Source organism: Methanofollis aquaemaris, from assembly GCF_017357525.1.
GTDB classification, from domain to species: Archaea; Halobacteriota; Methanomicrobia; order Methanomicrobiales; family Methanofollaceae; genus Methanofollis; species Methanofollis aquaemaris.
The window spans coordinates 2,018,721-2,045,478 of record NZ_CP036172.1; the positions used below are offsets into that span (position 1 = coordinate 2,018,721).

Sequence of the window (26,758 nt, forward strand, 5' to 3'; positions counted from 1 at the left end):
TCACCTCAGAATCCTCACGCCAGAGCCCTTCGGGTTTGTCTGGACCAGTTCTTCAATGGTCATGCAGCTGCCCTCGAGGCCGTTGATCTTGCTGATCGCGGACTCGGAGAAGTTCAGTGCCGCCACCGATACTTTCTGGTTAAGCACGCCGCTCCCGAGCACTTTGCCCGGCACCAGGATTGTCTCGCCGTCCTGGGCGTACCGATTGATCTTTCCGATGTTCACCTCAGCGTAGTTTCTGCTGGGTGATTCCAGATTTTGTGCGATGGCCCGCCAGACCTTCGCATCGTTCTCGCGCGCCGTGTCTTTGAGCGTCGCGATGAGGTGCGTAAGGCGCGGGTTCGTCTTCTGGTTCGTCGTCTTTGCCATCTAATTCACTCCGGCTATCTCACTCAATGTATCTGAGAGATCCGTCGACTGTTTCCTGATGAATTCCAGTCCCTTTTCGATTATTGTTAAAACAGGTATGGACCCGTCGCTTTCCACGACAAAGATGAACCGTGAGCTGTCTGCGGAGACCGTGATTGCGGGCTCTTCGCCGATGCCGGTGGTCATGCAGGCCTTCTCGCAGAGTCTACAGATTGAGCACTCTTCAAGTTTGCCTTCGACCACACCCATTGTCTTGCCCTTCAGTTCGAGCACGCCGCGCGGGCACTCGTCAATGCACATGCCACAACCGTCGCAGTTCTCAGAGACGGTGATGACGGGGTACTCTTTGTACCCGCAGGCATTGGTCGGTTGCCACTTGGCGTGGTTCTTCCCTATGCCAAGGACGGCACGGGCCTCAAGGACGACCTTCTGCCCCTCGAAGAGTTTGACGATGGGGATGTCATCATGGACCAGTTTGGTATCCGGGTCGGTTGAGATGAGGTCGCTTGAGAGGACGGTTCTGGGGCCTTCGACACTCATGGTGAAAGACACCATACAGAGCGGACACCCTTCGCCGCCGCATGAACATTCGCTCTGAAGAACGAAACGGGACAGGTCAGTCTTTATCGGGATCAATCCGAGTCTGTGTGCCAGAATCTCATCGAAGAGTACGCTGGAGTTGTCATAGGTTCTGACATCTTCGATGGCGAGCGTCGGCACCTCGCCGATCATGGCGCGGCGCATGGCATTGGCGAACGCTGGGGTGGCGTCGCTCAACACGAAGCGAGCGGCGTCATCATCAATTCTGGCAAATTCGATCTGCATCAGACTCTCCTTCCGCGTCTCCCACCCTTTTGACGGATCGAATCATGCGGGACCGGGGTTACATCCTCGATCTTGCCGATACGCATGCCTGCACGGGCAAGTGCTCTGATGGCTGCCTGGGCGCCCGGACCGGGGCTGCGCTGCTTGCCCTGGCCGGGGGCGCGGACCTTCACGTGGAGTCCGATGATGCCCTTCTCCTTCATGGTGTTGGCGACGTTGTTGGCCATCTGCATCGCAGCATAGGGAGAACTCTCGTTGCGGTCCTGCTTGACGACCATCCCGCCGCTGCTCTTGGTGATAGTCTCCGCGCCGGAGAGGTCGGTGACGGTTATGATGGTGTTGTTGAACGAGGCGAAGATGTGTGCGACGCCCCATTTTTCCTTCTCGTTTGCCATGATTACCTCCCGCTGATCCTGGTGCGCTCAGCGTGCGACTCGGTGGCGAGCGGAGAGTGCCCGTAATATTCGATCTGGCTTTCCTGATCTCTGGGGACCATGTAGCCGGGGATGGTGACCTTGCGGTTGCCGATGGCGATGTGGCCATGGGTGATGAACTGGCGGGCCTGTTTGGGTGAGCGGGCGAGTCCCTTCCGGTAGACGACGGTCTGAAGTCTGCGCTCGAGTTCCTGCTCGGTCTTCAGGGCGAGGACATCGTCGATGTCAGCCTCTCCACCGACCAGGCCGTAGCGCTCAAGGCGGTTGAGGAGCTGCTGCTTCTTGGCTTCCGACTGTGTGGTGTCGGTGCCCGCAGATTCGAGGGCGAGGATTTCACGGGTGGCCTTACGGTACTTGCGCAGGGCGCTCTGGGCCTTCCAGAGTTCCTTCTTGTTCCTCAGGCCGTACTCAATAACGAGTTTAACTTCCTCCTCGATGCGGCTCTTCTCGAACCGGCGCTTCGGGGTGGAGTAAGTTTTATGATTCTTGCCTGGATATCCCATATTTCTGTCTCCTCAATCAGGCCTTCTTTCTGCTCACACCCACGGTCGTGCCGGTCCTGCCGGTGGACTTGGTGCGCTGGCCGCGAACCTTCTGGCCGGTCTCGTGGCGGATCCCGCGGTAGCTGCGGATCTTGCGCATGGTGTTGATGTCCTCTTCGAGGGTGAGCCCGACCTCGCTGGCCATGAGGTGTCTGGGCTTGCCTGAAAGGATATCAATGGGACGGTTCAGCATCCAGGTAGGAACGCTTGACGTGTAGTTGTCAACAGCGGTACGGATCCGGTCGATCTCGTCATCAGCCATCTTCCCGAGGATCGCGCGTGGGTTGATCTCGGCCTGCTGCGTGATGATCTTTGCAGCATGCCGCCCGATCCCTTTGATCCCGGTCAGGGCGATGAGCGCCATTTTCGTGCCGTCCAGGTCGGTGTCTCTGACCCGGACGAAGTACTTGATTTCTTCTTCTTGATCCATCTGATCGCCTCGTCAGATCTGGTCAAAGCGCTGAGGGAGGGATTTGAACCCTCGAGTCCCAGGGGGACACAGGTTTAGCAAACCTGCGCCATACCAGGCTTGGCTACCTCAACATTTGAATTGCGCATCTGTGGACACTCGCAACGCACTTGCGCTGCTCCATGAATGATGTTCAGTAGTATTCGTTCGAATTCTTAATAATGGTTGTGGTTAGGTCCGACCGGGGCGAGCCCGTTCGAGCCCGCTCCCGAGAAGGGCTGAAGTGACGATCGGGAGAGCGATGGTGGCGTCGCAGAAACATTGAACACTTCTGGTCTCCGGCGATTCTTTCCCCCATGAGATCGCCTCCTCGAAGGTACACCCTGACAGTCCGCCCCAGTGGGGGGCGTCGGAGGTATACTGGACTGCGTAGGCATGGCCGCCAAGTTCGTGCCCGTGCATCGAGGCGATCACCTGGGTCTGCTGGATGAAGTTTTTCGGGACGCCACCGCCAACATAGACGACCCCGGTCTTTTGAGCGCCTTCGACGATCCCGGTCAGTTCGTCGGCATCGGCGATCTGGTCGATCGCAACTTCCGCGCCCCGCCGGCGCGCGACGGTGAGGGCGATGCCGAGCGATGAGTCGCAGAGGGCCGGGACAAAGATCGGGATCCCGGCCTGTACGGCGGCTGCGGTGAACGACCGACCGTTCGGTGCGAGATCGGTGATATGTCCGACGAGCCGGCGGATGAAGTCTGCTGAGGAGGCGTGGTACGGGGCGAGGCTCTCGGCGAAGGAGGCAACCCGGTAGTCTACACTTCTGAATTCATTCTCGTACGCAAAGACATCGTAGATCCGGTCGATACCCTGTTCATACAGTGCTGCGTCATCGACACAATGGTGGCCCAGGTAGTGATTGATGCTGAGGTGTTCGGCGATATCGTGAAAGATATTCGCGCCGGTTGAGACAATGGCGTCGACGTATCGATGAGCGATCAGTTCGATGAGGCACTCTTGCATCCCGGCGGGGACCATGGCCCCTGAAAGCCCGAGGATGATGGTGCAGTCGGGATCCTGGATCATCTCTGACCAGACCCTGACTGATTCTCCCAGTTTTCTGCCCTGGAACCCGGTCATGCTCATGGCGTGTACGAGTGATGGAACGTCGCTGTTTGGGCGGACCGGTCGGCGTGGGTTGAGTTCCATGGCTCTTCTCCTGGAATATACTCGTATGAAGATAAGAAGAACGCATTGATCTGTTCCTGGGAAGGGGGACATCCGGAGAGTACCTTATAGGAGTTCTGTAGAGGTTTTCTCTCTGACTGCTGTGGGATCGGCTTTGTAGATTGGGCATGAACTCCGTGCTCAAGCATACGTGATTGAACATTGCTCTGAGCAGCGTTTCAGAGTGTGGTTGGATCCCTCTCCTTGCGACAGGGCATCCGGGAGGATGCTGTTCAATCGCCACCCCCCGGCGCGAGCCGGCGGGTTCAGATCGGTCTGGTGGGGCGGCCGGTCTGATCGATGTGCCTTCCCACGCCATACGCGCCGGGGGCGCTGTTCACAGGGATTGCGATTGGGCCGGGAAGGCAGAGGAGAGATCGTGGAGAAGGTTTTGTCGTCTCCGGTGCTCTCTTGCGCGAGAGAGTACAGAGTATTTTTCCATGGCCGGAGTTCTCTCTCGTCCAGATACATTCTACTGACCTGTCACCAGGACACTGTAAAAAAGGGTAAGATTATTTTTTTTCTCAGAGGGCCCGGACCAGCGACGAACGGGTGACGAGTCCGGCGACGCGGTTGTTACCGTCAGAGACCGCCACCGAACTGATCTTCTTCTTGAGCATCAGGTCGATGATCTCAGAGAGCGAGAGATCGGGGTTGATCGAGATGAGGGGGGCGGACATGATGTCGCGGACCAGGAGATTCCTGATCCGGTGGTCCTGATACTTCCCCTCGACGAGCTGGCGAAAGGCCTGCATCGACTTCGCCACATCGGTCTCGGTGACGATCCCGATGGGGCTGCCGTTCTCGTCGGTGACGATGAACCTGGAAAGCCCCTCGTCTACCATCCGGCGGCGGAGATGGACGACTCGTTCCTCGGCGTTGATGGAGAAGGCCGGCTCGGTCACCTCCTTGAGTGTTGCTGAGGGCTGGAGAACCCGCAGGAGATCGCTGTAACTCACCTGACCGATGAGCCTGTGGTCGGTATCAAAGACCACCACGATCTTTGCGTGCTGCAGGAGGGCGGGAAGGACTTCGATGCCCTGGTCCGGGTAGGCAGCGGTGTAATCGGTTGAAACGGTGTTTGCGACGTGGATCTTGGTGGGTGAAATGTCGGAATTCCGTTTTTTCCCGAGTTTGTCGGCGATTGCCTCCCGTGAGATGATGCCGGCCACCGACCCGTTGTCGGTGACAATGAGGGGATCGACATCTTCGTTCAGCATCTTGTCGAGGGCATCGGTGATAGGCGCGGACTTGGCGATGGTAACTGGTTTTGTCATCACGTCTTTGATGTAGATGTACATGTCTTCGCTCATTTTGCCACTTCCTGTAAGATATTGTCCCGTTTCACGATACCGAGGATTTCGTTTCCTCGTGTAATGACCACGCTGTTGATGCGGTGGTCGACCATCATTCGCACCGCCTCGGCGGCGGTGGTCTCGGGGGGAGCGGTCAGGACCGGGTGGGTCATGAAGTCCTCCGCGATTGCCGAGACTTCAGTTACATATCTGAATGCTTTTCTTCCACCAGATGCTTCTTTCCTCAGCATTTTTATATCTTTTTCGGGTATGCCCCCGGACACGTTTGCGTATTCGAAGAATGCAAGATTGGTTTCGGTGATGATGCCGGCGAGTGTCCCATTGTTGTTGATGACAACCATCTTTTCATCCCGCTCTGAGAGAAGGTCGATGATGTGATCGAGGGAATGATAACGGTTCACGATCACGGCTTCTTCCATCAACCCGGTGACCCCCACTCCGAGATTCCCTGCCGCCTTTGATCTGAGGACATCTGCCTTGGTGATAATACCGAGGAGTTCTCCCTCTTTGATCACCGGCAGGCCGCTGACCATCCGGTCGATCATGATGGCAGCGATGTCCCTGATGCCGGTCTCCGGGCCGACGGTCATGGGCTCGGACGTCATCAGGATGGAGACCGGGATGCGGTCGATCGGTCTTCTCCGCCAGACCGGTTCGGTCTGACGCAGGCGACGGGCAAGATCTTTTTTGGTGATGATCCCCACGACGTGGGCTCCTTCCATGACCGGAAGACGAGAGATCTTGTGTTTGATCATCAGGTTCCTCGCATACGCCGCTGTGTCATCAGGCGCGACCACTCTGACCGGTGATGACATCACCTCCTCCGCCTTCATCATTCTCACTCCTGGGAAAACGCTCTTACAAGATCAAATTCGGTGATCAGGCCGATCAGTTTCCCGTCTTCAATGACCGGGAGAGCACCGACCTTTTTCTGCAGCATCTTCAGTGCCGCATCATTGATGTTCCTGTCAGGGACCGTGGTGTACAGATCGCCTGAGACAAGCGTGCGAACCGGCAGGGCCATCATTTCTCCCACGTCGCCGGTGGAAAGTCTGGTGAAGACCTCGCCGTTTCCGAGATATTTCATGATGTCTGATGCCGTGACAATCCCGAAAAGGACGTCGTCGGAGACGATGGGCAGACGCCTGAAGCCATGCGCGATCATCTCTCTGGTGACCGTGCCTATGGGCGTGTCGGGGCCGGTGACCCGCAGTCCGGTGCTCATAACCCCTTCGACCACGACGTCGGTCTCCTCGGTGGCGAGTGCCTTCATGACATCGCGCTCGGTGACGATCCCGACGACAACCTCTTCGTCGTTCACGATCGGGAGACCTCCGATCTTCTGGGTGACGATCGTCTCGGTGACCTCGGCGAGCGAGGCCGAGTCGGGGATCGTCCTGACCCGTTGGGTCATGATCGACCGCACGCTCTCGTTGATCGCGGCGATGAGGTTGCCGTTGTGTTTGACCCGCACAAGGTTGTAGTGATCCCCGCCGCCGAGGAGGTCGATGATATCGCGGGCGGTGACGATCCCGCGCAGCCGATGGGTTCCGGCGTCAGTGATCGGGAGCCTTCGGAAACCGCAATCGGTCATCATTTCGACTGCATCGATGATACGAGTCGTCGGGGGGGCTGAGATGACATCTCTGGTTGCGATACCCATCACTTCGCCCCTGGTCTCGACGACCCGGGACTTGAAGTCGACCGGTCCGCGGTCCAGTTTCCCGGGCATCTTCAGGAGTTTGTCGCCCTGATTCGTGTTCTGCCAGTTCTGGTACATAGCATCATTCCTTCACATGGAGCCCTTTCAGTACGTCATGCCTGTCGATCATGCCGACAAGGGTTTCACCCTCCATGACCGGCATCTGTGATAGATCGTGCTCGACCATGCGCTCTGCTGCTGTTCTGATGTCTTCTTCAAGGTCGACGGTGACGGGTGGCGTCACCATCACGCTCTCGACCGGCACCTTCCCTCCCCGTTCGAGGCTTTTTCTCACTCTGCCGTTATTCAGGATGTCCCTCCTGGATATGATTCCGGTCAGGGTATTGTTCTTCATCACTGCGAACGCGGTGATGTCTCTGTCAAGCATCTGTGCATAGGCTCTGCTGACGGTGTCGGTGGTTTCACAGACCGGCGGTGACCGGCGCATGTAGTCCTTGATCTCCCCGTGGAGGTCCTCGCGTGTGCAGAGGATAGGGAAGATCTCCGAGAGCAGCACGCTGCCAAGCACGTTTCTGTTGTCATCTACGACGGTGGCTGTATCGGTCCCGTTCTCGCGGATCGCTTCCGCGACTCGTATCAGGGGCAGGTCGGACGGGACCGTGGTCCCTTCGCGGACAAACCCCTCAATGAGAACGTCGGACTTTGTCTCAGTGATCTTCAGCACGTCGGTGATGTTGATATACCCGACATAACGCCCTCTGGCATTGGTGATCGGGATCTCGCGGAAGATATCGTCACGCAGCACCTGGCGTGCCCGGGTCATGGGATCGCCTGTGGTGAGGACCGGGGTCTTCACCATCAGATCTTCAGCCACTTTCATCTCAAGCGCTCCTCCTCCTGACAGTCTTCACACAGCAGCATTGAGTCCACCCGCATAAGGTTGTCGCTCATATGCCCGCACCGGTCGCAAACGCCCATGTCGAAACTCTCATCGCGGTTGATGACGATGAGATCGGACATCAGTTCGTTGAGCTCGTTTGCAACGGAAAGAAGATCCCTGACCGTGACGATGCCGGTCACGTTCCCGCCCTCGACCACGGGCAGTCTTCTCACCCGGTGTTTAATCATCATCTGTGCAGCTTCCCCAACCGTCTGTTCGGTCTCGATGGTGATCAGAGGAGTGCTCATAATCTCCCTGACATACACTGAACTTGGCTTGAGATCCTTTGCGACGACCTTGCAGTTGATGTCCTGCTCGGTGACGATTCCGGTGGGAATGTTCCCTGAAAGGACGATGCAACTCCCGACCTCATCACGGCACATGTGGGCTGCGGCTTTTGCGACCGTTGCCTCAGCCTCGATGGTGGTGGGGTTGACCCTCATTATTTCCTTCAGCGGAACTCTTGTTTCAAAGTACATCGTGTCTTGTGTATTTGACATGAGTTCACCCCGAGGGTCGCTGTTCTCTGGATTATTCCAGACAAAACACTACTATGAGATTCCCCTATAAAAGAATACTGGAGGACATTTTGGAAATCATGCTCGTATGTCCTCGAGTGATATTCTCGTCAATATAGGGGATTATTTATACCGAGGAGAGCAATCTTTTAGTGAATAGCTGGTAATTCTCGGATAGGGGATGGAGTAATGAATTTTCTGTTTCGGGCAAAACTGAAGGCATCTAAATTCTTCCGGGCATTCTTCGGGAAGAAACACTCAAGGATCGGGATTTATGGGCCCCCCAACGCAGGGAAGACCACCCTTGCCAATAGGATCGTCAGGGATTGGACCGGTGACGCGGTCGGCCCGGTGAGTGAGGTACCCCACGAAACCAGGCGGGCCCGCCGTAAGGAGGATATCACGATCACCGGTACGAACGGGAATTCGGTTGTCATCGATATCGTCGATACCCCCGGTGTGACGACCAAGATCGACTATCATGAGTTTCTGGAGTACGGTCTGGAGAAGGACGAGGCGGTCAGACGGGCCAGAGAAGCGACCGAGGGTGTCGCCGAGGCGATGCACTGGCTCCGCGGCGATCTTGACGGCGTTATCTACATGCTTGACTCCACGCAGGATCCCTTCATGCAGGTGAACATCATGATGATCGGGATCGTCGAGAGCAGGAAACTCCCGGTCGTGATCGTCGCCAACAAGATCGATCTCCCCGACGCTGCGCCGCAGCGGATCAGGTCCGCCTTCCCCCAGCACCCGGTGGTGCAGATCTCAGGGATGGAGGGGAAGAATGTCGAATCGCTCTATGAAACGATGACTCAAATCTTCGGGTGATCCAGATGATCCAGGGAGTTCAGATTGATTTCGTCTCTGCGGATAGGATGGAGAGGCTGAGCATGATGGAGAAGATCAGGCTGATCCTCGACAATGTCAGGGCCGGCCGGATCGTCGTGCTCGAACGTGGGCTTGCTCCTGAAGAGCAGAGCAGGCTCATTGAAGTTACGATGATGGAGATCAGTCCGGGAGGTTTTTCCGGGATTGAGATCGAGACCTATCCGACAAAGGATGGGGGTGAGGGGTTCGGAGGCTTTTTATCCCGGTTTGTAGGGAGGAAGCCTGACGAGTCCAGACTCACGGTGATTGGACCCGCAAACCAGCTCAAAACCTTGAAAAAGGACGAGGGTCTGATCAGTGCATGGGTCTCCTCACGGTGAGGTGAAATGCCACATAAGTGTACCAGGTGCGGACGGGAATTTGAAGACGGTTCGACCGAAATCCTGAAGGGCTGCCCGAGTTGTGGGGGCAAGAAGTTTCTCTACGTCAGGGATGAGCAACGGCACGATGACGTGCTTGAGGAGAAGTCGGTCGAAGAGATTGCTGAGGAAACCGGTGAAGAGACGCTTGAGGTCATGGAAGGGGTTTCCGGGCCGGTTGACTGCTATGAACGCGTCGAATCGATCCGTATCGTCGGCCCTGGGTCTTATGAATTGAATATTGAGAAACTCGCGCAGAGCGAAGACATGGTGGTCGGCCTGGGGAATGAGGGGAAGTATATGGTTGATATCCTCTCTATGGGTCGTCAGCGCCGGAAACGACGTTTTTGGAAGGATTGATCTCCCTTCCTGTTTTCTATATCTTTTTATATCTTCGGGTGTATAGGATCTGGTGCTATACCTGGACGGCATGGGCACGGCGTGTCCGGTGTCGTCCGAGCCCGGTTTTTTCAGTGAAATGTACCTTTTCTGGTAGTTCCAGTACAGATCCGGGTAAACGGAGGTGAACAAGATGAAACCACGATACCTGACACGAGTTGACCAGATCGATGCCCTGAATGCTGAAGACAAGGCCCCCCTCAGGAAGGTCGAGGATATGTTTGCTTTCCGCTCAAACGAATATTATCTCTCTCTCATCGATTGGAATGATCCGACCGATCCGATCCGGAGAATCGCGATTCCCGATCCGATGGAACTGGAGGATCAAGGGGTTCTCGATCCTTCGCAGGAGAAGAACTATACGGTTGTCAGAGGGATCCAGCACAAGTACCGGGAGACTGCGTTGCTCCTGGTGTCGGATGTATGTGGATCATTCTGTCGGTTCTGCTTCCGAAAACGCTTGTTCATCGAGAGGGGTGCTGAGGTGACGAGAGATGTGACCGAGGAACTTGCTTATATCAGGGATCATTCCGAGATCACGAATGTCCTCCTGACCGGCGGAGATCCATTGATCATGTCCACGTCAAAGCTCGAACCGATCGTGCGTGCGGTGCGGGAGATCGAGCATGTCAGGATCATCAGGATCGGGTCCAAGATGCCTGCCTTCAATCCGTTCCGGATCATCGAGGATCCGGCGCTGCTGGAGATGATCAGGCGTTATTCGACGCCTGAGAAGCGGATTTATATCATGGCTCAGTTCAACCACCCCCGTGAACTCACTTCCCGGGCATTGGAGGCTCTCTCTCTCCTCATGGAGGCCGGGGCGGTGGTGGTGAACCAGACGCCTTTGTTGCGCGGGATCAACGACGACCCGGAGGTGCTCGCGAAACTCTTCAAGAAACTCTCTTTCATCGGTGTCCCGCCGTACTATGTCTTCCAGTGCCGTCCGACGCGGGGGAACGGGATGTTCCAGGTACCGGTTGAGGAGACGTATGAGATCTTTGAGGAGGCGAAGGCGCAGGTCTCCGGACTTGCAAAGCGTGCGAAACTCGTGATGTCCCATGTGAGCGGGAAGATCGAGATCGCGGGCTTGACTGATGATTGTATCTATTTCAAGTATCACCAGGCGGCTGATTCGGCAAATATCGGGCGTTTCATGGCGTTCAAGCGCAACCCGGCCGCACTCTGGTTCGATGACTACACCGAACCGGTGAACGACCGTGCCGATCTGCCGGGGTTGACCTGCCCGATCTGATCACGCTCTTTTTTTGCTGTGTAGAAGTCCTCTGCTGGAGTGTGAATCAGGGACTGACCACATCTTTGCCCCTGCGTGACCGATCGGCAGATGTCAGGATCACTCTTTAAACGATCACCCTCCGCCTTCCTGACCCTATGTATCGTCCATCTCTTCATTATCTTCAGACAAGAGCATACCTCTCCGCCCCGCCCTGATAGAAGACCTGTTTCTGGATCTGGCCGATGCCGGTGAGGTCGAGGTTCATCACGCCCATGGAGTCGGGCATGAGGGTGGAGAGGACGATGCCGTGTCCGTCGTCCCAGTCTTCGAGGATGACCCTGCCGTCGACGAGAAGGGAGGTCCATGCGGTTTCCGGCTCGATCGAGAGGGTGAGGGTGGAGACTGGATTGTCATACCTGCTGATCCAGATCTCGCCAAAGCCGATCGCACCCTCTCCGACGATCTCGTCGTTGACTGTGACCTGGACGTCGGGGAACTCGAAACTGGTGATGGTGTATCCGGTGGCAAAGAGTTTACCTTTCTGGTCGCCTATGAGGGTGAACTCGACCCGATCGCCGGGGGAGAGGGCCAGGTATTTCCCGCCGACCTGGATGTAGGACCAGGAACCCGTGACAGTGAATGCAAGGGAACTCCTGTCGTTAAGCGTGCCGCCCTTGGGCGGAGCGGTGATCAGGGTGATGTCCAGGGTCTCTGCGGGGGGGGCCGTGACCGTGATGGTTCGGGATGTGGTGTCGGAACCGGCGCTGTTCCTTGCGGTGAGGGTGACGGTGCAGGTACCGGGTGTGTCGTAGGTGTGCGCCGGGTGTTGCTCGGTCGATGTCTCGCCGTCCCCGAAGTCCCATGACCAGGAGGTCGGCGACCCGGTGGAGAGGTCGGTGAACCGGACGGTGAGGGGAGTGGCGCCTGCAGCCGGGTCGGCCGTGAACGCTGCTCTGACCGGTGTGGGGGTGACAGTCGGGCCGGCTGATGTGCTGTCCCTGAGTATGTGAAGGAGCCATGTGCTCCCATTTTCTCTCACACCGTCGGCGGTGATCCTGATGTCAGCCGGCACCTCCCCCCCTTCAAGATCAAGGAGAAGTACATCTCCGTTTCTCCAGGCATTCCAATCTCCTGAGCCGTCGAAGGTAGTGAAATCGGCAGTCCGGTCTCTGCCGTCGAGGAGGATCTGGAAGTGCCCCTTCTCCAGGGGATCGCCACCGTCATGGTACAGCATGATGCGACCGTCGGCCAGGGCGTCGTTGTCGAGGTGCGCAAGCATTGCAGGTGGGGCGCTGCCCGGGTGGCTGGAGAGGACGACGAGTCCTATCACTGCAGCCGTTGTGACGAAGATTGCGATGAGCAGAACGACGGCGATCTGTTCTGAGATCGCCTCTTCGGTATTTCCCATCTCTCTCTCTCTCCTCCTTTTCAGGTCATTCTGCTGCCTGGATCCGTGCCGCCACGCTGTCCCTTGCCACCGCGATGCCGGCGTCGTCATAGGCGACGGCTCTGATGGTGACCTCCTGGCCGGTCATCTTCTTGAGTTGTCCGTAGTTGGTGGTAATTTCGGCGTAATATTTCCCGTCCGGGCCACGGTCCGCTGTGTATACTCCTTCGATCGGGAGTCCGCCCCCGGAAGACTCAAGGATGAATCTCACACTCTCGACCGTCCCCCCGGTAACCGAGGCCCGGACTGTCGAGAAGTACTGCGGATGTCCTGAGAAGACCAGCAGACCTCCGTCAGTAGGTGAGTTGATCTTCACCGCGGCATCTCCGGGGCCCGGTCCCGGTCCGGGTCCGGGGGTACTCCCTCCCTCGTCCACGACTGCGGTGATAACCCCTGATGCCCCGGGTTCGGCGATCACTGTCTCCCCCCCCCCGACGAGGGCGGTGACAATGACGCGGCCGTCCAACTCTCCGTCCGTATATTTCATTGCCTCGCCAGGTGACCAGGCACCATCTCCGTCAAGGAGAAACTTGTCGGTCCGGTCAACAGGCCCATCCCCTGCGTCCACGTACAGCCGGTAGGTTCCGGCCTCCAGCGGGTCGCCGCCCTCATGGACGAGGACAAAGGTGCCGTCGGCGGTGGTGCCGGGGGTGAGAGAGGCCACCGGTACCTCCACGGGGTGGGTGCCGGAGAGAAGCAGGGCAACGACGATTGTCACCCCGACGACGGTCAGGGCAATGAGGAGGACGCTCCCGACCACCTCGGAGATTCCGTCTTCTCTCTGCATTCCCATCACTCGATCCTCGCCGCCGCCCCGTGGAGGGAGGCGTAGAAGTCGGCCCTCTGGACATGGAGAAGCACGTCCTTCTCGCCGGGGTCGGGCCCGGTGACGGTGATGGAGGCAATATTGCCGTTTCGTGCAACCTGATACCACTCGTCCGGGATCCCTTCCCGCGCCGGTGCTTCCTTCAGGGCCCGTTCCCAGGCCACCGCTCTCCAGGGATCACTGCTCTTGATGCTGAGCCGCATCCACTCGATCTGGGCGTGGATCCCGTACGGCGGTCTGTCCTCTGGCATATCCTGCAGTCTCGTCTCCACCCGCACCGGCCCCGTACTGCTGACCGAACCGGATCCCTTGATGGTCACCGGCGTGATGGTCACCGATGCGGTCGTCAGGTCGAGGTTGGAGACGGCGAAGAGTGGGGCGAGTCTGAGGGTCGTCCCGTCGTCCTGGGAAAGGAAGATCCCTCCCATCTGGTAGGTCCAGGTCTGGTCCATCCAGTAGTGGTTTTCTGAGGTATACTCAAGGGCGCCGAGTTTGATCTCCCATCCCCCCGGGTGGTCGCTGGTCTCGATGGTGAGGAGATCGCCCTCCGTGATGTTCAGCCCTCCCGCGGATGCCGTCGGCGTGAAGAGCGGGAGATGTCCGCCTTGTGCAGTGGCCTGACCGGTGCCCATGTCGAAGGCGAGGGAGAGTGGGACGCCGGTGGCGTTGTTCAACCAGAGAGAATCGAGAGCGAGTTTATAATCGATAAAACGGTCTTTGACATCGTTCATGTGGCCGATCTCGTCGTTTCGTCCCTGCGCGGGGACGGTATAGACCTGGTAGACCGAGAGTGCGAGCACGAGGACGCCAAGGAGGAGAACAAAACCCACCACTTCTGAAAGCCCCTCCTCGTCCTCTGCCCGTATCATGCTAATAATGTACATCGGTGCGATATTTATGGTTTTCAAAAGGGCACGCCTGCCGTCTGGGATATGGTTAAGGACAACCGTACGTACATATACGGTGGACAGGTTCTATGAATAGAGACAAAACGGCTCATGCCGGTGATTGCAGCACACATCTCTCTGAGGGGTGTGTTCTCTGCTATCAGGGGGCGAAGATGGTTCTTTTCGTGACCGGTGTGTGCGGGAGGGACTGCTGGTACTGCCCACTCTCCGAGACGCGCCGGAATAAGCGCGTTGTCTATGCGAACGACCGGCTGGTGAAGAGTCCCGACGACATCATCGAGGAGGCCGAGATGATGAGCGCGCTCGGCACCGGCGTCACCGGCGGCGAACCGTTCCTGGTCCTGGACGATGTTGTCAGGTACTGCCGTCTCCTCAAGGAGCATTTCGGACCCGATCACCATATCCATCTCTATACCGGGATCGCTCCCACAAAAGCGCAGCTCGAGCCTCTCCGCGGGCTTGTGGACGAGATCCGCCTCCACCCGCCGCAGGAACTCTGGGACGGGATCCTGACCGGCCCATACGCCGCCTCGGTGCGGACCGCCCGTGACCTCGGGTTTTCCATCGGGATCGAGGTGCCCTCTCTCCCTGGCATCGAGGCCCTCGCCGCGATCCTGCCTGAACTTGATTTTCTCAACATCAACGAACTCGAGTGGAGCGAGACCAATGCCCAGGCCATGCGGGAACGGAACCTCGACCTTGAGGACGGCCTTCACAATGCCGTCGGTGGGGCTGAGGCCTGGGCTGCTCCTCTCCTCGACGATCCGAAGGTCCATTTTTGTTCCTCGGACTTCAAGGACTCGGTCCAACTGCGGGAAAGGCTCAAAAGAATCGCAGCCAACACGGCCAGGGCCTTCGATGAGATCACCGGGGACGGAACGATCATATATGGGATTCTCGAACTGGAAGGCGATGATCTTCCACTGGCCCTCTCGGAAAATATAAATGACATCGAGATCTCTGGTAATCAGGTTGAGATGGCGTGGTGGATGCTTGCTGAGATGCGGGACCGGCTGCCAGGGCGCAAATATGTCATTGAGCGGTATCCCAATGAAGGTATAGTCCTGGAGGTGACGCCACTCTGAGCCTCAGGGGACAGGTCGAGCCGCTTTATGAGCGCTACCTGAGGTGGCAGTGCAAGCATATCCCTGCCCATATCGCCATCATCCAGGATGGCAACCGGCGATATGCAAGGCTCAACAACGTCGGAACCATAGACGGGCACCGGGCAGGTGCCGAGACCACCCAGCGTGTCCTTGAGTGGGCCCAGGATCTGGGGATCCGGACGATCACGCTATACTCATTTTCGACCGAGAACTTCAACCGAGACAGTGTCGAGGTCAACTATCTCTTTGATCTCTTCAAGAAGAAGTTTGCTGAGATCTGTGAAGACGACCGGGTGCACAGGAACCAGATCAGGGTCCAGATGATCGGCGACCGTTCGATGCTCCCCCCCGATCTCCTCAGGATCGTCGAGGCTGCCGAGGACGCCACCCGTCAATACAGCCGTTATTTCCTCAACATCGCACTGGCGTACGGCGGGAGAAACGAGATTGTCCATGCCGCCCGGGGAGTCGTTGCGGGGGTGAGGGACGGCACCGTGGATGCCGATGTGATCACGCCAAAGACGGTCGAGAGTTTCCTGTACGACGGGATCCATCTCCCCCCTGTCGACCTCATCGTGCGGACGGGAAACGAGCGGCGGACCTCGAACTTCCTGCCCTGGATGGCAAACGGGAACGAGTGTGCGGTGTACTTCTGCGCCCCATACTGGCCGGTCTTCAGGAGGATCGACCTGTTGCGGGCGATCAGAGTATATGACCAGCGGATGCGGAGGCGTCGGTAACCCGACCGACCGGGGGGTCAGGTTCCGAACCGGCGCGCCCGTGACTGGTAGTCCCTGAGTGCCCTGAGAAAGTCCACTTTTCTGAACCACTTCCAGTTCACGTCAAGGAAAAAGAGTTCCGAGTAAACGGACTGCCAGATGAGAAAGTCGGTGAGATAGTTGCCGCCGGTCTTGATCACCAGGTCGGGCATACACCTGAAGGTGAGGTGACGCTCGATCAACTCCTCGTCGATCTCTGTGGGGTCGACCTCTTCTTCGGCGATCTTTCTGATGCACGCAGCGATCTCCTCCCGTCCACTCATCCCGACGGCAACGGTGACGTCCATACCCTCACCGGCCTTCTCGACGGTGTCGGCATAGTGGAGATCGAGGCTCGCGATGTTCCTGATCTTTTTGATCGCCGGCAAGCATGCTCTGATCTCCTCGGGCCGGTCGGTGGAGATATGAAAGGTTGCCCCGCGGAGTCCGACCTCCCGGCACCACTCTGTCGTCTCATAGATCTTGCCGGGCGCTTCGATCATGTCCTCTCCGGTGATCATGAAACAGACGTGCTGAGGGAGTTTTGTCAGGTTCCTGAGGAGGAGCCGTTCATAGAACCAGTGGATCATCCGCGCCGCTCCAGCAGGTCTGCAAGAGATCGGGTGTTGAGAATGTCGCCGGGCCCGCACCAACCCCGGCGTGCGAGGGCGACGCCGTGCCTGAGATACGCGAGTTCAGGGGCGGCATGGGCATCTGTTCCGATTGCAAGTCTCACGCCCCTTTCTTGTGCCTGCTTAATATAAATATCATCCAGATCCAGGCGGCCGGGCGAGGCATTGATTTCCAGGGCCGTTTCGTTTTCGGCTGCGGCCCTGATGACCCGCTCCATGTCGATGGCCACCGGCGGCCGTCGCCCGATGAGCCGTCCTGTCGGGTGGCCGATGATATCGACATCTCTCTTCTCGATGGCAGTGATCACCCGCCTGGTCATCACGTCTTCGTCCTGGCCGAAGGCCGAGTGGACCGATGCGATGACCAGGTCGCAGTTCTGAAGGCTTTCGTCAGGGAGGGAGAGCTTCCCGTCGGCAAGGATGTCCACCTCCACCCCGGCAAGGAGGGTGCATCCTGAGGTGCGGTTCACCTGCTCGATCGCCACCTGCTGTCGTGCAAGTCTCGGTGCATCGAGACCATGAGCGATCCCGAGGCTTGCGGAGTGATCGCTGACGAGCATATACTCATACCCCCTTTCCTCTCCGGCCGCGGCAATTTCCTCCAGGCTCATCGTGCCGTCGCTCCACTCCGAGTGGACGTGGAGGTCGCCCCTGATCTCCTGCACGTCCACGAGGGGAGGGATGTTCCCTTCGAGGGCCAGGTCCACTTCTCCGCGGTCTTCGCGCAGTTCAGGCGGGACCGGACTCATGCCGAGCGCCGCAAAGACCTCGTCTTCGGTCCTGAATTGTCTGAGTTCGCCGGTCTTGTGATCGGTCAGGCCGTACTCGTTCAGACGCATTCCAGGGATCCTTGCGACCTCCCTGAGCCTGATGTTGAAGGCCTTCGAACCGGTGAGGTACAGGAGCATTGCCCCGAGATCTTTGGGTGCGGCGAACCTGACGTCGGCCCGTCTTCCGCTGATCCTGATTGAGATCTTCTTCTCCCCGGCGTCGATCACCTCGTCGGCAACCCTGGCCAGGGAATGTGCGGTCTCTCTGACCGGTGCGAGGGTGACGATGTCGATGTCCCCAATGGTGGACCGGCCGCGCCGGAGGCTCCCGGCCACCCATGCCTCTCCTGGTATGGCGGCGAGCATCACGTCTGCCAGGTGTTCGGCCTCGGTCAGACTCATCCGATCGGTACCTCTTCTGGCGACGCCGACCGCCCTGAGGATCTCATGTTCTTTTTTCTCTCTAAAGCCCCTGAGCGCCCTGATCCGGTGTGCCCGTGCGGCGGCCTCAAGGTCGTCGAGCCCCACAACCCCGAGTTCTTTCCAGAGTCGTCGGACGGTCTTTGGACCTACTCCCTGGAGGTTCAGGAGAGCGGGGAGCCCCTGGGGCGTCGCCTCACGGAGACGCGCCTGTTCTCTGCAGGTGCCGGTTTCCGCGATCTCTCTGACCTTCTCCGCGATTGCCTTCCCGATCCCGGGAAGTGCCTCGAGTTCGTCCTCGTTCATTCCGGCAACCGATCGGCCCAGGTGCCCGACCACCTCGGCGGCCCTGGCATAGGCCCGCACCTTGAATGGGTTCTCCCCATGGATCTCAAGCAGGTCGCTGATCTCTGCAAGCACCCCTGCAACCAGCCGGTTGGTCGCGTCCATACCTGGAGGGGTTGTGTCCAGGATATATATCGGTGCGGGGGGAGGCCGGATCCGTCGTGATCTGCAGGGAAGCAAATCCATAAGAGCGGAGACTCCAAACGAAGTAGGTATGAGTTCCTCCGTCCGGGAAGACTGTCTGGAGGCGATCCTCGCCCTGATGCAGGAGCACGACCGTCCGGTCACTGCCGAAGAGATCGACGAGGCGGTGGAGGCTGCTTCATCGGAGGTCGCGGCCTCGGTCAGGGCGCTGGTCGAGGAAGGATGTCTTCGGGGTGAGGATGGGGGATATATGCTGACACCTGCCGGAAAAAGTGCGGCTGAGGCGGTTTTCAGGAAGCACCGGGTGCTCGAATGTTTTCTCCATGAGATGCTCGGGATGGACGTGGGCACCGCCTCGAAAGAGGCCTGTATCCTTGAACATACCGTCTCGGACGAGGCAATCGACCGGCTCTCCAGTTATATGGGGAACCCTCGCGGCCGGACGCGGGGGCGCGGGGGGCCGCGGAGGCATGGCGGCCTTCCGGTCGACTGCCCGATGGGTGACATCAACAACGGGCACCGTCCTCTCCTGGACTTTTCCGAAGGGGAGACGGTGAGGGTCGCGATGATCCGGTGCATCGGCCGGAACCGGCGGCTCATCGATCTCGGAATCATCCCCGGCAAAGAGATTACGATCCGGCGCAAACTCCATAACAATGCCCTGGTGGTGAGGGTGATGGGCGCCGACATCGCACTCTCTCCTGAGATCGCATCGACAATTCTGGTGGAGAGAACCGGATGAGATGTGCGCTTGTCGGGAATCCGAGTGTTGGCAAGTCGCTCATTTTTAACCAGCTCACCGGCCTCGGGGTCGAGGTGAGCAACTATCCCGGGACAACGGTCGAGTTGATGCAGGGGACACTCTGCTATCGCCGCTCCTCGATTGAGGTCATCGACCTTCCTGGCATTTATTCTCTGGACGGGGATTCGGCCGAGGAGGAACTTGTCAGAACCTATCTGATGACCGAGGCTCCGGAGGTCATCGTTGCGGTCCTCGACGCCACCCGGCTTGAGCGCAACCTCTACCTTCTCCTCCAGGTGGCCGAGTATGGGATCCCGACCGTCGTCGTCCTGAATATGATCGACGAGGCGGCGGCCCAGGGGATCTCCATCGACTGTGACCATCTCTCCGAACTTCTCGGCCTGCCGGTGATCGAGACCGCTGCCTCCCTGGGAAAAAATGTCGGGGAGATCATCCCGGCGGTCCTGGCCGGGGGGAATACCTCGACGCTCTCGATTCCATACAACCCCCAGGTCGAGGCCGGACTTCGGAGCCTGGAGAAGATCTATGGCGCCTCCAGGCTCCAGGGCCTCCAGGCCCTCCAGGGGATCGGTGATGAGCCCGGGCTCATCGAAGGGGCACAGACGATCGCGGGAGAACTTGAGGCCCGGAACCATATGGCACCCCACCAGATCATCGCGGCAAACCGGTATCTCTGCGCCCGGCAGATCACCGGGGCCGTCATCGGGGCCCAGGAACCGGACCGCCGTTTCTCTCTTGACCGCCTCCTGACCCGCACCTTCCCCGGCATCCCGATCCTTGCCCTGGTTCTCCTCTCGATGTTGCTCACGGTCTTCGTCGCCGGTTCGTTCCTCGAAGAACTGATCGTCGAGAACTTCAACCTCTATGTCATCGAACCGTTCCTGGCCCTCTCTCTCCATCCGCTTGCGGAGACGCTCGGTCACGCCGCTCTTCTTGCGATCGTGGCAGGGCTCGGGATCGCCTTCCCGTTTGTCTTTATCTTCTATATTCTTCTCTCGATCATCGAGGACACAGGTTATATGACCCGGGCCGCCTTCCTCGCCGACCGGTCGATGCACCACCTCGGCCTCCATGGCGGCGCCATCATCCCGATGGTGATGGCGTTTGGGTGTAATGTCCCTGCGGTCATGGCGGCCGGACAGATGCGGAGTGGCAGGGAAAAGACGATCGCAGCCTTTCTCATCACGATGGTCCCCTGCTCGGCCAGGACCGTGATCATCGCCGGTATCGTCGCTGCGTTTGTAGGGATCGGAGCGGCCCTCTCGGTCTACCTCATCGTCATTGTCCTCATCCTGCTCACGGGCTATGTCCTCGCGAGGTACATCCCCGGCGGGCAATATGGTATGATCCTTGAGATGGCGCCCCTGCGCCGCCCTGACCCGGTCCTTGTGCTGCGGAAATCGTGGGAGCGGATCAAGGAGTTCCTCTTCATTGCCATGCCTCTCCTCCTGGTCGGCAGCGTCATCCTCGGTGCGCTGGATTATCTCGGGTATGTTGAGGCCTTTTCCCGGGCAGTCGCCCCCATCTCGGAAGGGGTGCTCGGTCTCCCGGCCTATGCCTCCACCGCCCTCCTCTTCGGGATACTCAGGAAGGAGATGGCCTTCGAGACTCTCGCTGTCCTGTCCGGGACCACGGACCTTGGCTCGGTGATGACCAGCGTTCAACTCTACACCTTCGCTGTGATCAGCGTCCTCTTTGTCCCCTGCATATCCACGATCGCAGTCCTCCTCAAACAGGTGGGAACGAAGATCACGCTTGCTGTTTCGGCATACACGATCATGCTCGGGTTTTTCATTGGTGGGATCATACATCTGATCACAGGTTTGATCTGATATGGATCCGTTCAAGACAGGCATCCCGGCGATCGACGAGACCACAGGAGGGATCCCACCGGCTTCTAATCTGCTTCTTCTTGCCCCTCCTTTTGCCGGCGCCGATCGTCTGGCATATTTTCTCGCTCAGCCCGGAGAGAGCGACTATACGATTGTCATCTCGGCCGACGGCGACGCTCTGGACGTTGAGGACTCATTTGGTCTCCCTGAGGAGGGGCGCCGAAGGCTCTGGATCATCGACTGCATCACCAGGACGATGGAGCCCACCGCCACCGACAGCGAACAGGTGAAGTACGTGGCAAGCCCGGTGGACCTGACCGGGATGGGGATCAAGTTCACCAGGATCCTGGAGGAGATCGGAGAGGCGGAAGCGGCCAGGAGCGCCGGCGAGGTGCCGCGGGTGCGGATCTGTATCAATTCTCTCTCGAGTTTTCTCATCTATTCAAAACTTGAGGCGATCTACCGGTTCTTCCATATCCTCTCCGCGAGGGTGAGGCGGATGAACGGGGTTGCCATCTATCTTCTCAACCCTGCGGCAGTCGACGAGAAGACCATCTCGACTCTCGAACAGTTGATGAACGGGGTTGTCGTGATCTCGGCGGAGGACGGTGGGGACGGGGTTCGATCAATGGATCTCAGGACAAAGGGCGGTGTCGTCGTCCGTGACGTCCGCTACCGCATTGCAGGAAACGAACTTGTGGTGGAGTCATGATACGGACCGGTATCCTTGCGTTCGACAGGATGATCGGGGGGGGAGTACCAAAAGGAAAGAGAGCGCTCTTCTCTCTGGGGCTCGGGGTGGAAGGGCAGCAGTTTCTGTTCAGTGCCCTTCAGAGTGCCAGACGGCAGAGACGTCGCTGCCTGGTCGTGGTTCCGCAGGCTACCAGAGATGCCTTCCTTTCCGGAACGGTCGGGACACCATATCATATCGAGGGAGACGCGGGGCTCTACTTCCTGGACTCTCCGGTGTTCGAGGAGATCGATGCCAGTCGTGTGGCCACTCCCGAGACCGAGGCCATTGTCTGGGAGAACCGTCTCGACACGGTCATGAGGGAGCATTCCATCGATGCAGTCTTCCTGTACTCCAACCGTCTCTGTGATGCACTCGGGACGTCTCGGGCCCTCGGGCTCTTTGCCGACCTCTGTGCGAGGCGGGGGGTGACGCTCTTTGTGGAGTACCTCAACCTGTATGGTGGCCGTCACCTCAGGGATATGCTGGCTTCGGTCCCCTTTGACCTGGTGGTGACGGCAGGCGAGGGGTTTGGGAACCACATGTTCCTGCATAATTTCAGGGTGGAACAGATCTCCTGGATGGATATGCCGCCCCGCCAGCTCCCCTTTGTGGTTCATGAAGATGGACGTCTCGTCCCGCAGATCCCGAAGATCGTCGTCACCGGTCCGGTGGACGCCGGCAAGACCACCTTCATCAGGACGGTCTCGAAGATGTGGGTTTCTTCTGATCGGGAGGGGGTGTCAGGCACACCGACGACGGTCGCAATGGACTTTGGAAACCCGTCTGTCACCTGCAGCGGTTTTGAGGTCAATCTCTTCGGCACGCCCGGACAGGAACATTTCGGACCGATCATCAGACATCTGCTCACCAACGCAACCGGCGTGGTCTTCATGGTGGACGGGTCCAGGGCCGGGGGCCTTGAAGAGGCGCATGGGATGCTGGCGAATGTGCTTGCCCTCGATGTTCCCTTTCTCGTGGCCGTGAACATGAAGGATCTTTCCGGGGAGATCGGTGACGCTGAGGTGCGAGAGGTGCTTGGTGTTCCTCAAGGGACGCCGGTCATCTCTTTTTCGGCAAAGAAATTGGACGAGGCGACGGCTGTAGTCGACGCCCTTGTAGGACTGATTGTCCATGGGCAATCTATGGAGTGAACGAGCGATGCTGACATTTATCGGACTTGGTCTCTTTGATGAGAACGACGTATCGGTCAAGGGGCTGGAGCAGATCCGGCGGGCCGACTATGTGTTTCTTGAATGCTACACCTCGGTCCTGACCGGGACGACCATTGAACGGATGGAGGAGTTCTTCGGGAAGGAGGTGAAGACGCTTGGTCGAGACGACGTCGAGGGGCATCCTGAAGATTTTCTCAGGCTGGCACAGGACTCGGACGTGGCGTTCCTCACTGCGGGCGATCCGATGGTCTCGACAACTCATATCGACCTGAGGATCCGTGCCGCCGACATGGGGATCAGGACGGCGGTCGTCCACGGGGCCTCGATCGTGAGTGCGGTCTGCGGACTCACTGGATTGCAGAACTACCGGTTCGGAAAGTCGTGCTCTCTTCCGTTCCCGTATGGGAAATGGGCTCCAAAGACTCCGGTTGAGGTGATCGAGCACAACATGGCCGAGAACCTTCATACCCTCGTCTACCTGGACATCCAGCCCGAGAGGTATATGCGGGTTCCTGAGGCGGTGGGGTTCCTCGAGGAGATGGCCGCCGAACGCGGCCTCTCGATCCCGGTCTATGTGGGGGTGGCCAGGGCGGGTTCGGCCGAACCGATGGTTGCAGCCGGGACCGCCGGTGACCTGGCAAAGGTGGACTTCGGGGACCCGCTCCATATCCTTGTTGTCCCTGCCGAACTTCACCACATGGAACGGGAATATCTCGAAACCTTTGCCGGCCTATGACGCTGCCACTCCGCGATGCCCTGGATGCCGATCTCTCCGCGGTCTCTCCCGCTTCTCCTGAGGGTTCGGCCCTTGCGGAGGTCTGTGCCTGTGTTCTGCGGATGGTCTCTTCGTACCTCTCTGACGGGACGGTCTTTGCCGGTGAGGGGGATCTGGTCAATGCCCACGCCAGTTTTGCCTATGCCTATGGGTGGCTGGATGCCGGTGCCTTCCTCGGGCTGTATCATGGTCGGAGCGTTCCCGGAGACTATGATTTCTCCACCTCGACCGGGCCGGATCTCCGTGCCCACCTGGAGGAGAAGACGGCGCGCTATGAACGACTTCTTACTGAGGCGGTCGGGTCGATCTCCCCGGCACCCGATGCCGAGACTCCGATGTACCGGACGGCATGTCAGGTCGCCGATGCCGGAAGGGTTGCGCTGGGACGGGGGCAGGAGTGTGCCGCAGACCTGAGGCTGGAGGAAGCGCTCGGCTGGTATTCGTATGGGTATGGATGGCTTGACGCCGGTGTTCAGGCCGGGATTTTTGTAATTCTTGGCAGACGAGATATTTTTACAGTCTGAAGGGTGGATTTCTCTTATTTTCGTGTGAATTCATTCATATCCCCTCTTCTTTCTATTCCAAATACTCAAAGGGTTTATACTATGGTCCATAACCTTAGTGGAACAGAGTGCACCCGGTGCTCCTCCGGGTGCGATGGTGCCAGATGAAGAGATCGCAGTGGAAGTGGCTTGCCGTTTCGCTTGGGTTCAGCAGTATCGTACTTGTCCTTGTCCTTTACTTCACCTTTGACGAGAGGACGCTGACCTATCTCTCCAGGCTCAACCCCTGGTATCTCGCCCTTGCTCTGATCGCTCACATTGTCGCCCTCGGGATCTGGGCGCTCAGGATGAAGGTTCTCTCCCGTTCGCTCGGGTACCGCGTGGGGTTGTCCGGGTGTCTCAACGCGGTCTTTGCAAACTTGCTCATCGCGGGGATTACTCCCTCGCAGGCCGGGGGGGAACCGGTGCGTGTCCACGAACTCTACCGTTCCGGCGTCAAACTCGGTGACGCCACGGCGGTGGTGATCATGGAACGGATCCTGGACGCTGTGGTGCTGGTCGCCATCAGCATCATCTCGATGCTCCTGCTGGGCCAGCAGTGGCAGAGCATCGGATCAGGACAGTCCGGTCTGATCTACGGGTCCTGGGCGATCATTGCCACCTTTGTGCTGCTCTTGCTCTATCTGTTCAAAAATCCCCATGTGCTGAAGGGATGGCTCAGGAGAATATCGCTCTGGCTGGACAAGAGGAAGAGAAAGCGGAATGCGGAAAAACTGACTGCGCTCCTCACCAGGATCGACAGCGAGGTCGACAACTTCCATGGGAGTCTGGGCATGTTTGTCAGCCGCGGGAGGTTCGGTCTCTTTCTGGGGATGGTCTGCACCGCACTCTTCTGGTTCATCGAGTTTGTCATAGCCTCAGTCATCCTGGTGGGTCTGGGGGAGCAGCCACACTTTGTGGAGTCGTTCATCGCCCAGATCCTCATCGCTCTCCTGATGATGATCCCGCTCACGCCCGGCGGGTCGGGGATCGCAGAGGTGAGCGCCATCTCGATCTATAGTATTTTTGTGGACTCTGCGATTGTCGGCGTCTTTGTCCTCCTCTGGCGGATGATATTCTATTATTTCAACATCTTCGCGGGTCTTGTGGCGAGCATCGGCATCCTCAAGCGTGAGGTCAAGAGGCTCTAACCCGCCGCAACCCTTAACTGGGGGGAGATGATCTCGTAGCTCATGGGAGCCGTGGACGCGACTGTACGGGGGGTGTTCTTCACTGCCAGTGCCGGGGGGGCGGTGCCTGCTGTCCTGCTCGGACTCCCCTCAGGGAAGGCGCTGCCGATCTATATCGGGTTGTGGGAGGCGATCTCGATCAACAATGCACTCAATGACGATCTTCTTCCCCGGCCAGGAACACATGACCTTTTTGTGGCGATGCTGGAGTCGTACGGGATCAGGGTGACCGGGCTCACGATCGACGACCTGCGGGACGGAGTATTTTATGCCAGACTCGTCTCGGTGCGCGAAGAGGGGGAGGAGAGTCTGGACTGCCGTCCAAGTGACGGGATCGCGATCGCCATCCGGTCCGGGGCACCGATCGCTATCGAGGAGGTGGTGGCCGAGAAGGCGGGAGTCGAAGAAGAGGATCTGCCGAGTTTTGTTGATCTTTCCACGTACCTTTCCTGAAGTCGGGGATCTCGTGGAGGCAAAAGAGGGAGGTTATTTCCTCCGTGCAGCGAGTTCTCCGAGGACGTCCTCGATGTCGATCTCCGCTGCTTTGAGGGCGACGAGGAAGTGGAAGAGAAGATCGGCGCCTTCCTCGATGGTTCGATCGTTTTCCCCGTTCTTGACGGCAAGGATGAACTCGGTCGCCTCTTCGCCGACCTTTTCCAGGGGTTTGTCGATCCCTTTGCGGTGCGTCAGGATCGAACTGACATAGGAGTCAGGGGAAGGGTGCTCGGCCCGTTCGTTGATGACGGTCCAGAGTTCTTCAAGGACTTCCAGGTTTTTCATGCTTTTTCCCACTCCTCTTCGGCTGGCGGGACGATTTCGCCGACTTCATCGCCGAAAAAGCGCCTGACCAGGAGTCTTGCTTTTTCTACGGTGCTGCCGCCCTTCCCGATCGCGATCCCGAGTTCGCTCTTTTTTCGTATGACGATCTCCAGTTTGCCGCTGATTTCATCGGTTCTTACGTCTTCCACTTCGGCGGGTCTAAGGATATTTGCGATGAATGCTTCCTTCTCTTCTGCGTATTCGACCATCTCGATCCGCTTTCCGAGGACTTTCTGCATTTTTCTGATGTTTTCACCCTTTTTACCGATGGCAAGTCCCATGTCCCCGGGTTTGATGACGTAGATCACCCGGTCGAACCGGTCGTCGATGATGCAGTCGACGGCCACCGATTTGGTGAGAATGCGGAGTTCCTCGATGTATCGTCTCTCTTTAAAGCCAATACTCCGTTCCATTTTTAAAATCCCTGATATTGCATATTTTCAACATTTC

32 protein-coding genes and 1 tRNA gene are annotated in these 26,758 nt (G+C 58.3%); 14 read left to right on the top strand and 19 right to left on the bottom strand.

Annotated elements, in window-relative coordinates; genetic code table 11:
• The 12 genes from RJ40_RS09705 to RJ40_RS09760 all read right to left on the bottom strand — a co-directional run bounded on the left by RJ40_RS09705 (position 1) and on the right by RJ40_RS09760 (position 8,222).
• Positions 1–369, bottom strand: coding sequence for a 50S ribosomal protein L18e (locus RJ40_RS09705; protein ID WP_265580652.1), 369 nt, complete (start codon positions 367–369; stop codon positions 1–3).
• Positions 370–1,194 carry a DNA-directed RNA polymerase subunit D gene (locus RJ40_RS09710; protein ID WP_265580653.1) on the bottom strand — a complete coding sequence of 275 codons (825 nt, stop codon included), beginning with the start codon at positions 1,192–1,194 and terminating at the stop codon, positions 370–372.
• Positions 1,194–1,589 (bottom strand): 30S ribosomal protein S11, encoded by a 396-nt coding sequence (locus RJ40_RS09715; RefSeq protein ID WP_220681012.1) that lies wholly within the window; start codon positions 1,587–1,589, stop codon positions 1,194–1,196. Before RJ40_RS09715 ends, RJ40_RS09710 begins: the two co-directional genes overlap by 1 nt.
• Positions 1,590–1,591: 2 nt before the next feature.
• Positions 1,592–2,131: a 30S ribosomal protein S4 gene (locus tag RJ40_RS09720; RefSeq protein ID WP_265580654.1), complete on the bottom strand. Its 540-nt coding sequence runs from the start codon at positions 2,129–2,131 to the stop codon at positions 1,592–1,594.
• A 16-nt stretch (positions 2,132–2,147) separates the two neighbouring features.
• Positions 2,148–2,600 (bottom strand): 30S ribosomal protein S13, encoded by a 453-nt coding sequence (locus tag RJ40_RS09725; protein WP_265580655.1) that lies wholly within the window; start codon positions 2,598–2,600, stop codon positions 2,148–2,150.
• 28 nt (positions 2,601–2,628) lie between these two features.
• A tRNA-Ser gene (locus RJ40_RS09730) sits at positions 2,629–2,713 on the bottom strand.
• A gap of 97 nt (positions 2,714–2,810) precedes the next feature.
• Complete coding sequence (locus RJ40_RS09735) at positions 2,811–3,785, bottom strand: deoxyhypusine synthase (RefSeq protein WP_265580657.1); 975 nt, start codon at positions 3,783–3,785, stop codon at positions 2,811–2,813.
• 542 nt (positions 3,786–4,327) lie between these two features.
• Positions 4,328–5,116: a CBS domain-containing protein gene (locus RJ40_RS09740; RefSeq protein WP_265580658.1), complete on the bottom strand. Its 789-nt coding sequence runs from the start codon at positions 5,114–5,116 to the stop codon at positions 4,328–4,330.
• The gene (locus tag RJ40_RS09745; protein ID WP_265580659.1) at positions 5,113–5,955 is read right to left on the bottom strand and encodes a CBS domain-containing protein; all 843 of its coding nucleotides are present in this window, start codon (positions 5,953–5,955) and stop codon (positions 5,113–5,115) included. Before RJ40_RS09745 ends, RJ40_RS09740 begins: the two co-directional genes overlap by 4 nt.
• A gap of 2 nt (positions 5,956–5,957) precedes the next feature.
• On the bottom strand, positions 5,958–6,899 hold the full coding sequence (locus tag RJ40_RS09750; RefSeq protein WP_265580660.1) for a CBS domain-containing protein: 942 nt from the start codon (positions 6,897–6,899) through the stop codon (positions 5,958–5,960).
• A gap of 4 nt (positions 6,900–6,903) precedes the next feature.
• Positions 6,904–7,662 (bottom strand): CBS domain-containing protein, encoded by a 759-nt coding sequence (locus RJ40_RS09755; RefSeq protein WP_265580661.1) that lies wholly within the window; start codon positions 7,660–7,662, stop codon positions 6,904–6,906.
• Positions 7,659–8,222 (bottom strand): CBS domain-containing protein, encoded by a 564-nt coding sequence (locus tag RJ40_RS09760; RefSeq protein ID WP_265580662.1) that lies wholly within the window; start codon positions 8,220–8,222, stop codon positions 7,659–7,661. The genes RJ40_RS09755 and RJ40_RS09760 overlap by 4 nt, the downstream gene beginning before the upstream one ends.
• 207 nt (positions 8,223–8,429) lie before the next feature.
• Between RJ40_RS09760 and RJ40_RS09765 the strand changes: the two genes are divergently transcribed.
• From RJ40_RS09765 to RJ40_RS09780, 4 genes are all read left to right on the top strand, one after another.
• Entirely contained in the window at positions 8,430–9,071 is a 642-nt protein-coding gene (locus RJ40_RS09765) for an Era-like GTP-binding protein (protein WP_265580663.1), read from the top strand.
• Positions 9,072–9,076: 5 nt separating this feature from the next.
• Complete coding sequence (locus RJ40_RS09770; RefSeq protein ID WP_265580664.1) at positions 9,077–9,451, top strand: DUF2073 domain-containing protein; 375 nt, start codon at positions 9,077–9,079, stop codon at positions 9,449–9,451.
• A 6-nt stretch (positions 9,452–9,457) separates the two neighbouring features.
• Positions 9,458–9,850: a Zn-ribbon domain-containing protein gene (locus RJ40_RS09775; RefSeq protein ID WP_265580665.1), complete on the top strand. Its 393-nt coding sequence runs from the start codon at positions 9,458–9,460 to the stop codon at positions 9,848–9,850.
• Positions 9,851–10,022: 172 nt separating this feature from the next.
• Entirely contained in the window at positions 10,023–11,144 is a 1,122-nt protein-coding gene (locus RJ40_RS09780) for a KamA family radical SAM protein (RefSeq protein ID WP_265580666.1), read from the top strand.
• Positions 11,145–11,307: 163 nt separating this feature from the next.
• On the opposite strand, the gene RJ40_RS09785 is transcribed toward RJ40_RS09780, so the two are convergent.
• Genes RJ40_RS09785 through RJ40_RS09795 form a run of 3 tightly spaced genes read right to left on the bottom strand, consistent with a single transcriptional unit; the run spans position 11,308 to position 14,268 of the window.
• Positions 11,308–12,534, bottom strand: a complete 1,227-nt coding sequence (locus RJ40_RS09785; RefSeq protein WP_265580667.1) for a PKD domain-containing protein — start codon at positions 12,532–12,534, stop codon at positions 11,308–11,310.
• Positions 12,535–12,559: 25 nt separating this feature from the next.
• The gene (locus tag RJ40_RS09790) at positions 12,560–13,366 is read right to left on the bottom strand and encodes a type IV pilin N-terminal domain-containing protein (RefSeq protein ID WP_265580668.1); all 807 of its coding nucleotides are present in this window, start codon (positions 13,364–13,366) and stop codon (positions 12,560–12,562) included.
• On the bottom strand, positions 13,366–14,268 hold the full coding sequence (locus tag RJ40_RS09795) for a hypothetical protein (RefSeq protein WP_265580669.1): 903 nt from the start codon (positions 14,266–14,268) through the stop codon (positions 13,366–13,368). Before RJ40_RS09795 ends, RJ40_RS09790 begins: the two co-directional genes overlap by 1 nt.
• A gap of 191 nt (positions 14,269–14,459) precedes the next feature.
• On the opposite strand from RJ40_RS09795, the gene RJ40_RS09800 reads away from it, so the two are divergent.
• A complete protein-coding gene (locus RJ40_RS09800) occupies positions 14,460–15,392 on the top strand; it encodes a radical SAM protein (RefSeq protein WP_265580670.1) in 933 nt (310 codons plus the stop codon).
• A 71-nt stretch (positions 15,393–15,463) separates the two neighbouring features.
• Entirely contained in the window at positions 15,464–16,153 is a 690-nt protein-coding gene (uppS, locus tag RJ40_RS09805) for a polyprenyl diphosphate synthase (RefSeq protein WP_322743904.1), read from the top strand.
• A 17-nt stretch (positions 16,154–16,170) separates the two neighbouring features.
• Here the strand turns inward: uppS and RJ40_RS09810 are convergent, their stop codons facing one another.
• A complete protein-coding gene (locus RJ40_RS09810; RefSeq protein WP_265580671.1) occupies positions 16,171–16,761 on the bottom strand; it encodes an undecaprenyl diphosphate synthase family protein in 591 nt (196 codons plus the stop codon).
• Positions 16,758–18,443, bottom strand: a complete 1,686-nt coding sequence (polX, locus tag RJ40_RS09815) for a DNA polymerase/3'-5' exonuclease PolX (protein WP_265580672.1) — start codon at positions 18,441–18,443, stop codon at positions 16,758–16,760. Before polX ends, RJ40_RS09810 begins: the two co-directional genes overlap by 4 nt.
• Before the next feature lie 109 nt (positions 18,444–18,552).
• On the opposite strand from polX, the gene RJ40_RS09820 reads away from it, so the two are divergent.
• From RJ40_RS09820 to RJ40_RS09855, 8 genes are all read left to right on the top strand, one after another.
• A complete protein-coding gene (locus tag RJ40_RS09820) occupies positions 18,553–19,224 on the top strand; it encodes a metal-dependent transcriptional regulator (RefSeq protein ID WP_265580673.1) in 672 nt (223 codons plus the stop codon).
• Complete coding sequence (feoB, locus tag RJ40_RS09825) at positions 19,221–21,077, top strand: ferrous iron transport protein B (RefSeq protein ID WP_265580674.1); 1,857 nt, start codon at positions 19,221–19,223, stop codon at positions 21,075–21,077. The genes RJ40_RS09820 and feoB overlap by 4 nt, the downstream gene beginning before the upstream one ends.
• 1 nt (position 21,078) lies before the next feature.
• A complete protein-coding gene (locus RJ40_RS09830; protein ID WP_265580675.1) occupies positions 21,079–21,789 on the top strand; it encodes an RAD55 family ATPase in 711 nt (236 codons plus the stop codon).
• Positions 21,786–22,961, top strand: a complete 1,176-nt coding sequence (locus tag RJ40_RS09835) for a GTP-binding protein (RefSeq protein WP_265580676.1) — start codon at positions 21,786–21,788, stop codon at positions 22,959–22,961. Before RJ40_RS09830 ends, RJ40_RS09835 begins: the two co-directional genes overlap by 4 nt.
• 7 nt (positions 22,962–22,968) lie before the next feature.
• Positions 22,969–23,718: a diphthine synthase gene (gene dph5, locus RJ40_RS09840; RefSeq protein WP_265580677.1), complete on the top strand. Its 750-nt coding sequence runs from the start codon at positions 22,969–22,971 to the stop codon at positions 23,716–23,718.
• A complete protein-coding gene (locus RJ40_RS09845; RefSeq protein WP_265580678.1) occupies positions 23,715–24,281 on the top strand; it encodes a DUF357 domain-containing protein in 567 nt (188 codons plus the stop codon). Before dph5 ends, RJ40_RS09845 begins: the two co-directional genes overlap by 4 nt.
• A 143-nt stretch (positions 24,282–24,424) precedes the next feature.
• Positions 24,425–25,450 carry a flippase-like domain-containing protein gene (locus RJ40_RS09850; RefSeq protein ID WP_265580679.1) on the top strand — a complete coding sequence of 342 codons (1,026 nt, stop codon included), beginning with the start codon at positions 24,425–24,427 and terminating at the stop codon, positions 25,448–25,450.
• A 42-nt stretch (positions 25,451–25,492) separates the two neighbouring features.
• Positions 25,493–25,942 carry a bifunctional nuclease family protein gene (locus RJ40_RS09855; RefSeq protein WP_265580680.1) on the top strand — a complete coding sequence of 150 codons (450 nt, stop codon included), beginning with the start codon at positions 25,493–25,495 and terminating at the stop codon, positions 25,940–25,942.
• A gap of 33 nt (positions 25,943–25,975) precedes the next feature.
• On the opposite strand, the gene hisE is transcribed toward RJ40_RS09855, so the two are convergent.
• Both hisE and RJ40_RS09865 read right to left on the bottom strand, forming a co-directional pair.
• On the bottom strand, positions 25,976–26,269 hold the full coding sequence (gene hisE / locus RJ40_RS09860; RefSeq protein ID WP_265580681.1) for a phosphoribosyl-ATP diphosphatase: 294 nt from the start codon (positions 26,267–26,269) through the stop codon (positions 25,976–25,978).
• A complete protein-coding gene (locus RJ40_RS09865) occupies positions 26,266–26,721 on the bottom strand; it encodes a NusA-like transcription termination signal-binding factor (protein WP_265580682.1) in 456 nt (151 codons plus the stop codon). The genes hisE and RJ40_RS09865 overlap by 4 nt, the downstream gene beginning before the upstream one ends.
• Between the last annotated feature and the right edge of the window lie 37 nt (positions 26,722–26,758).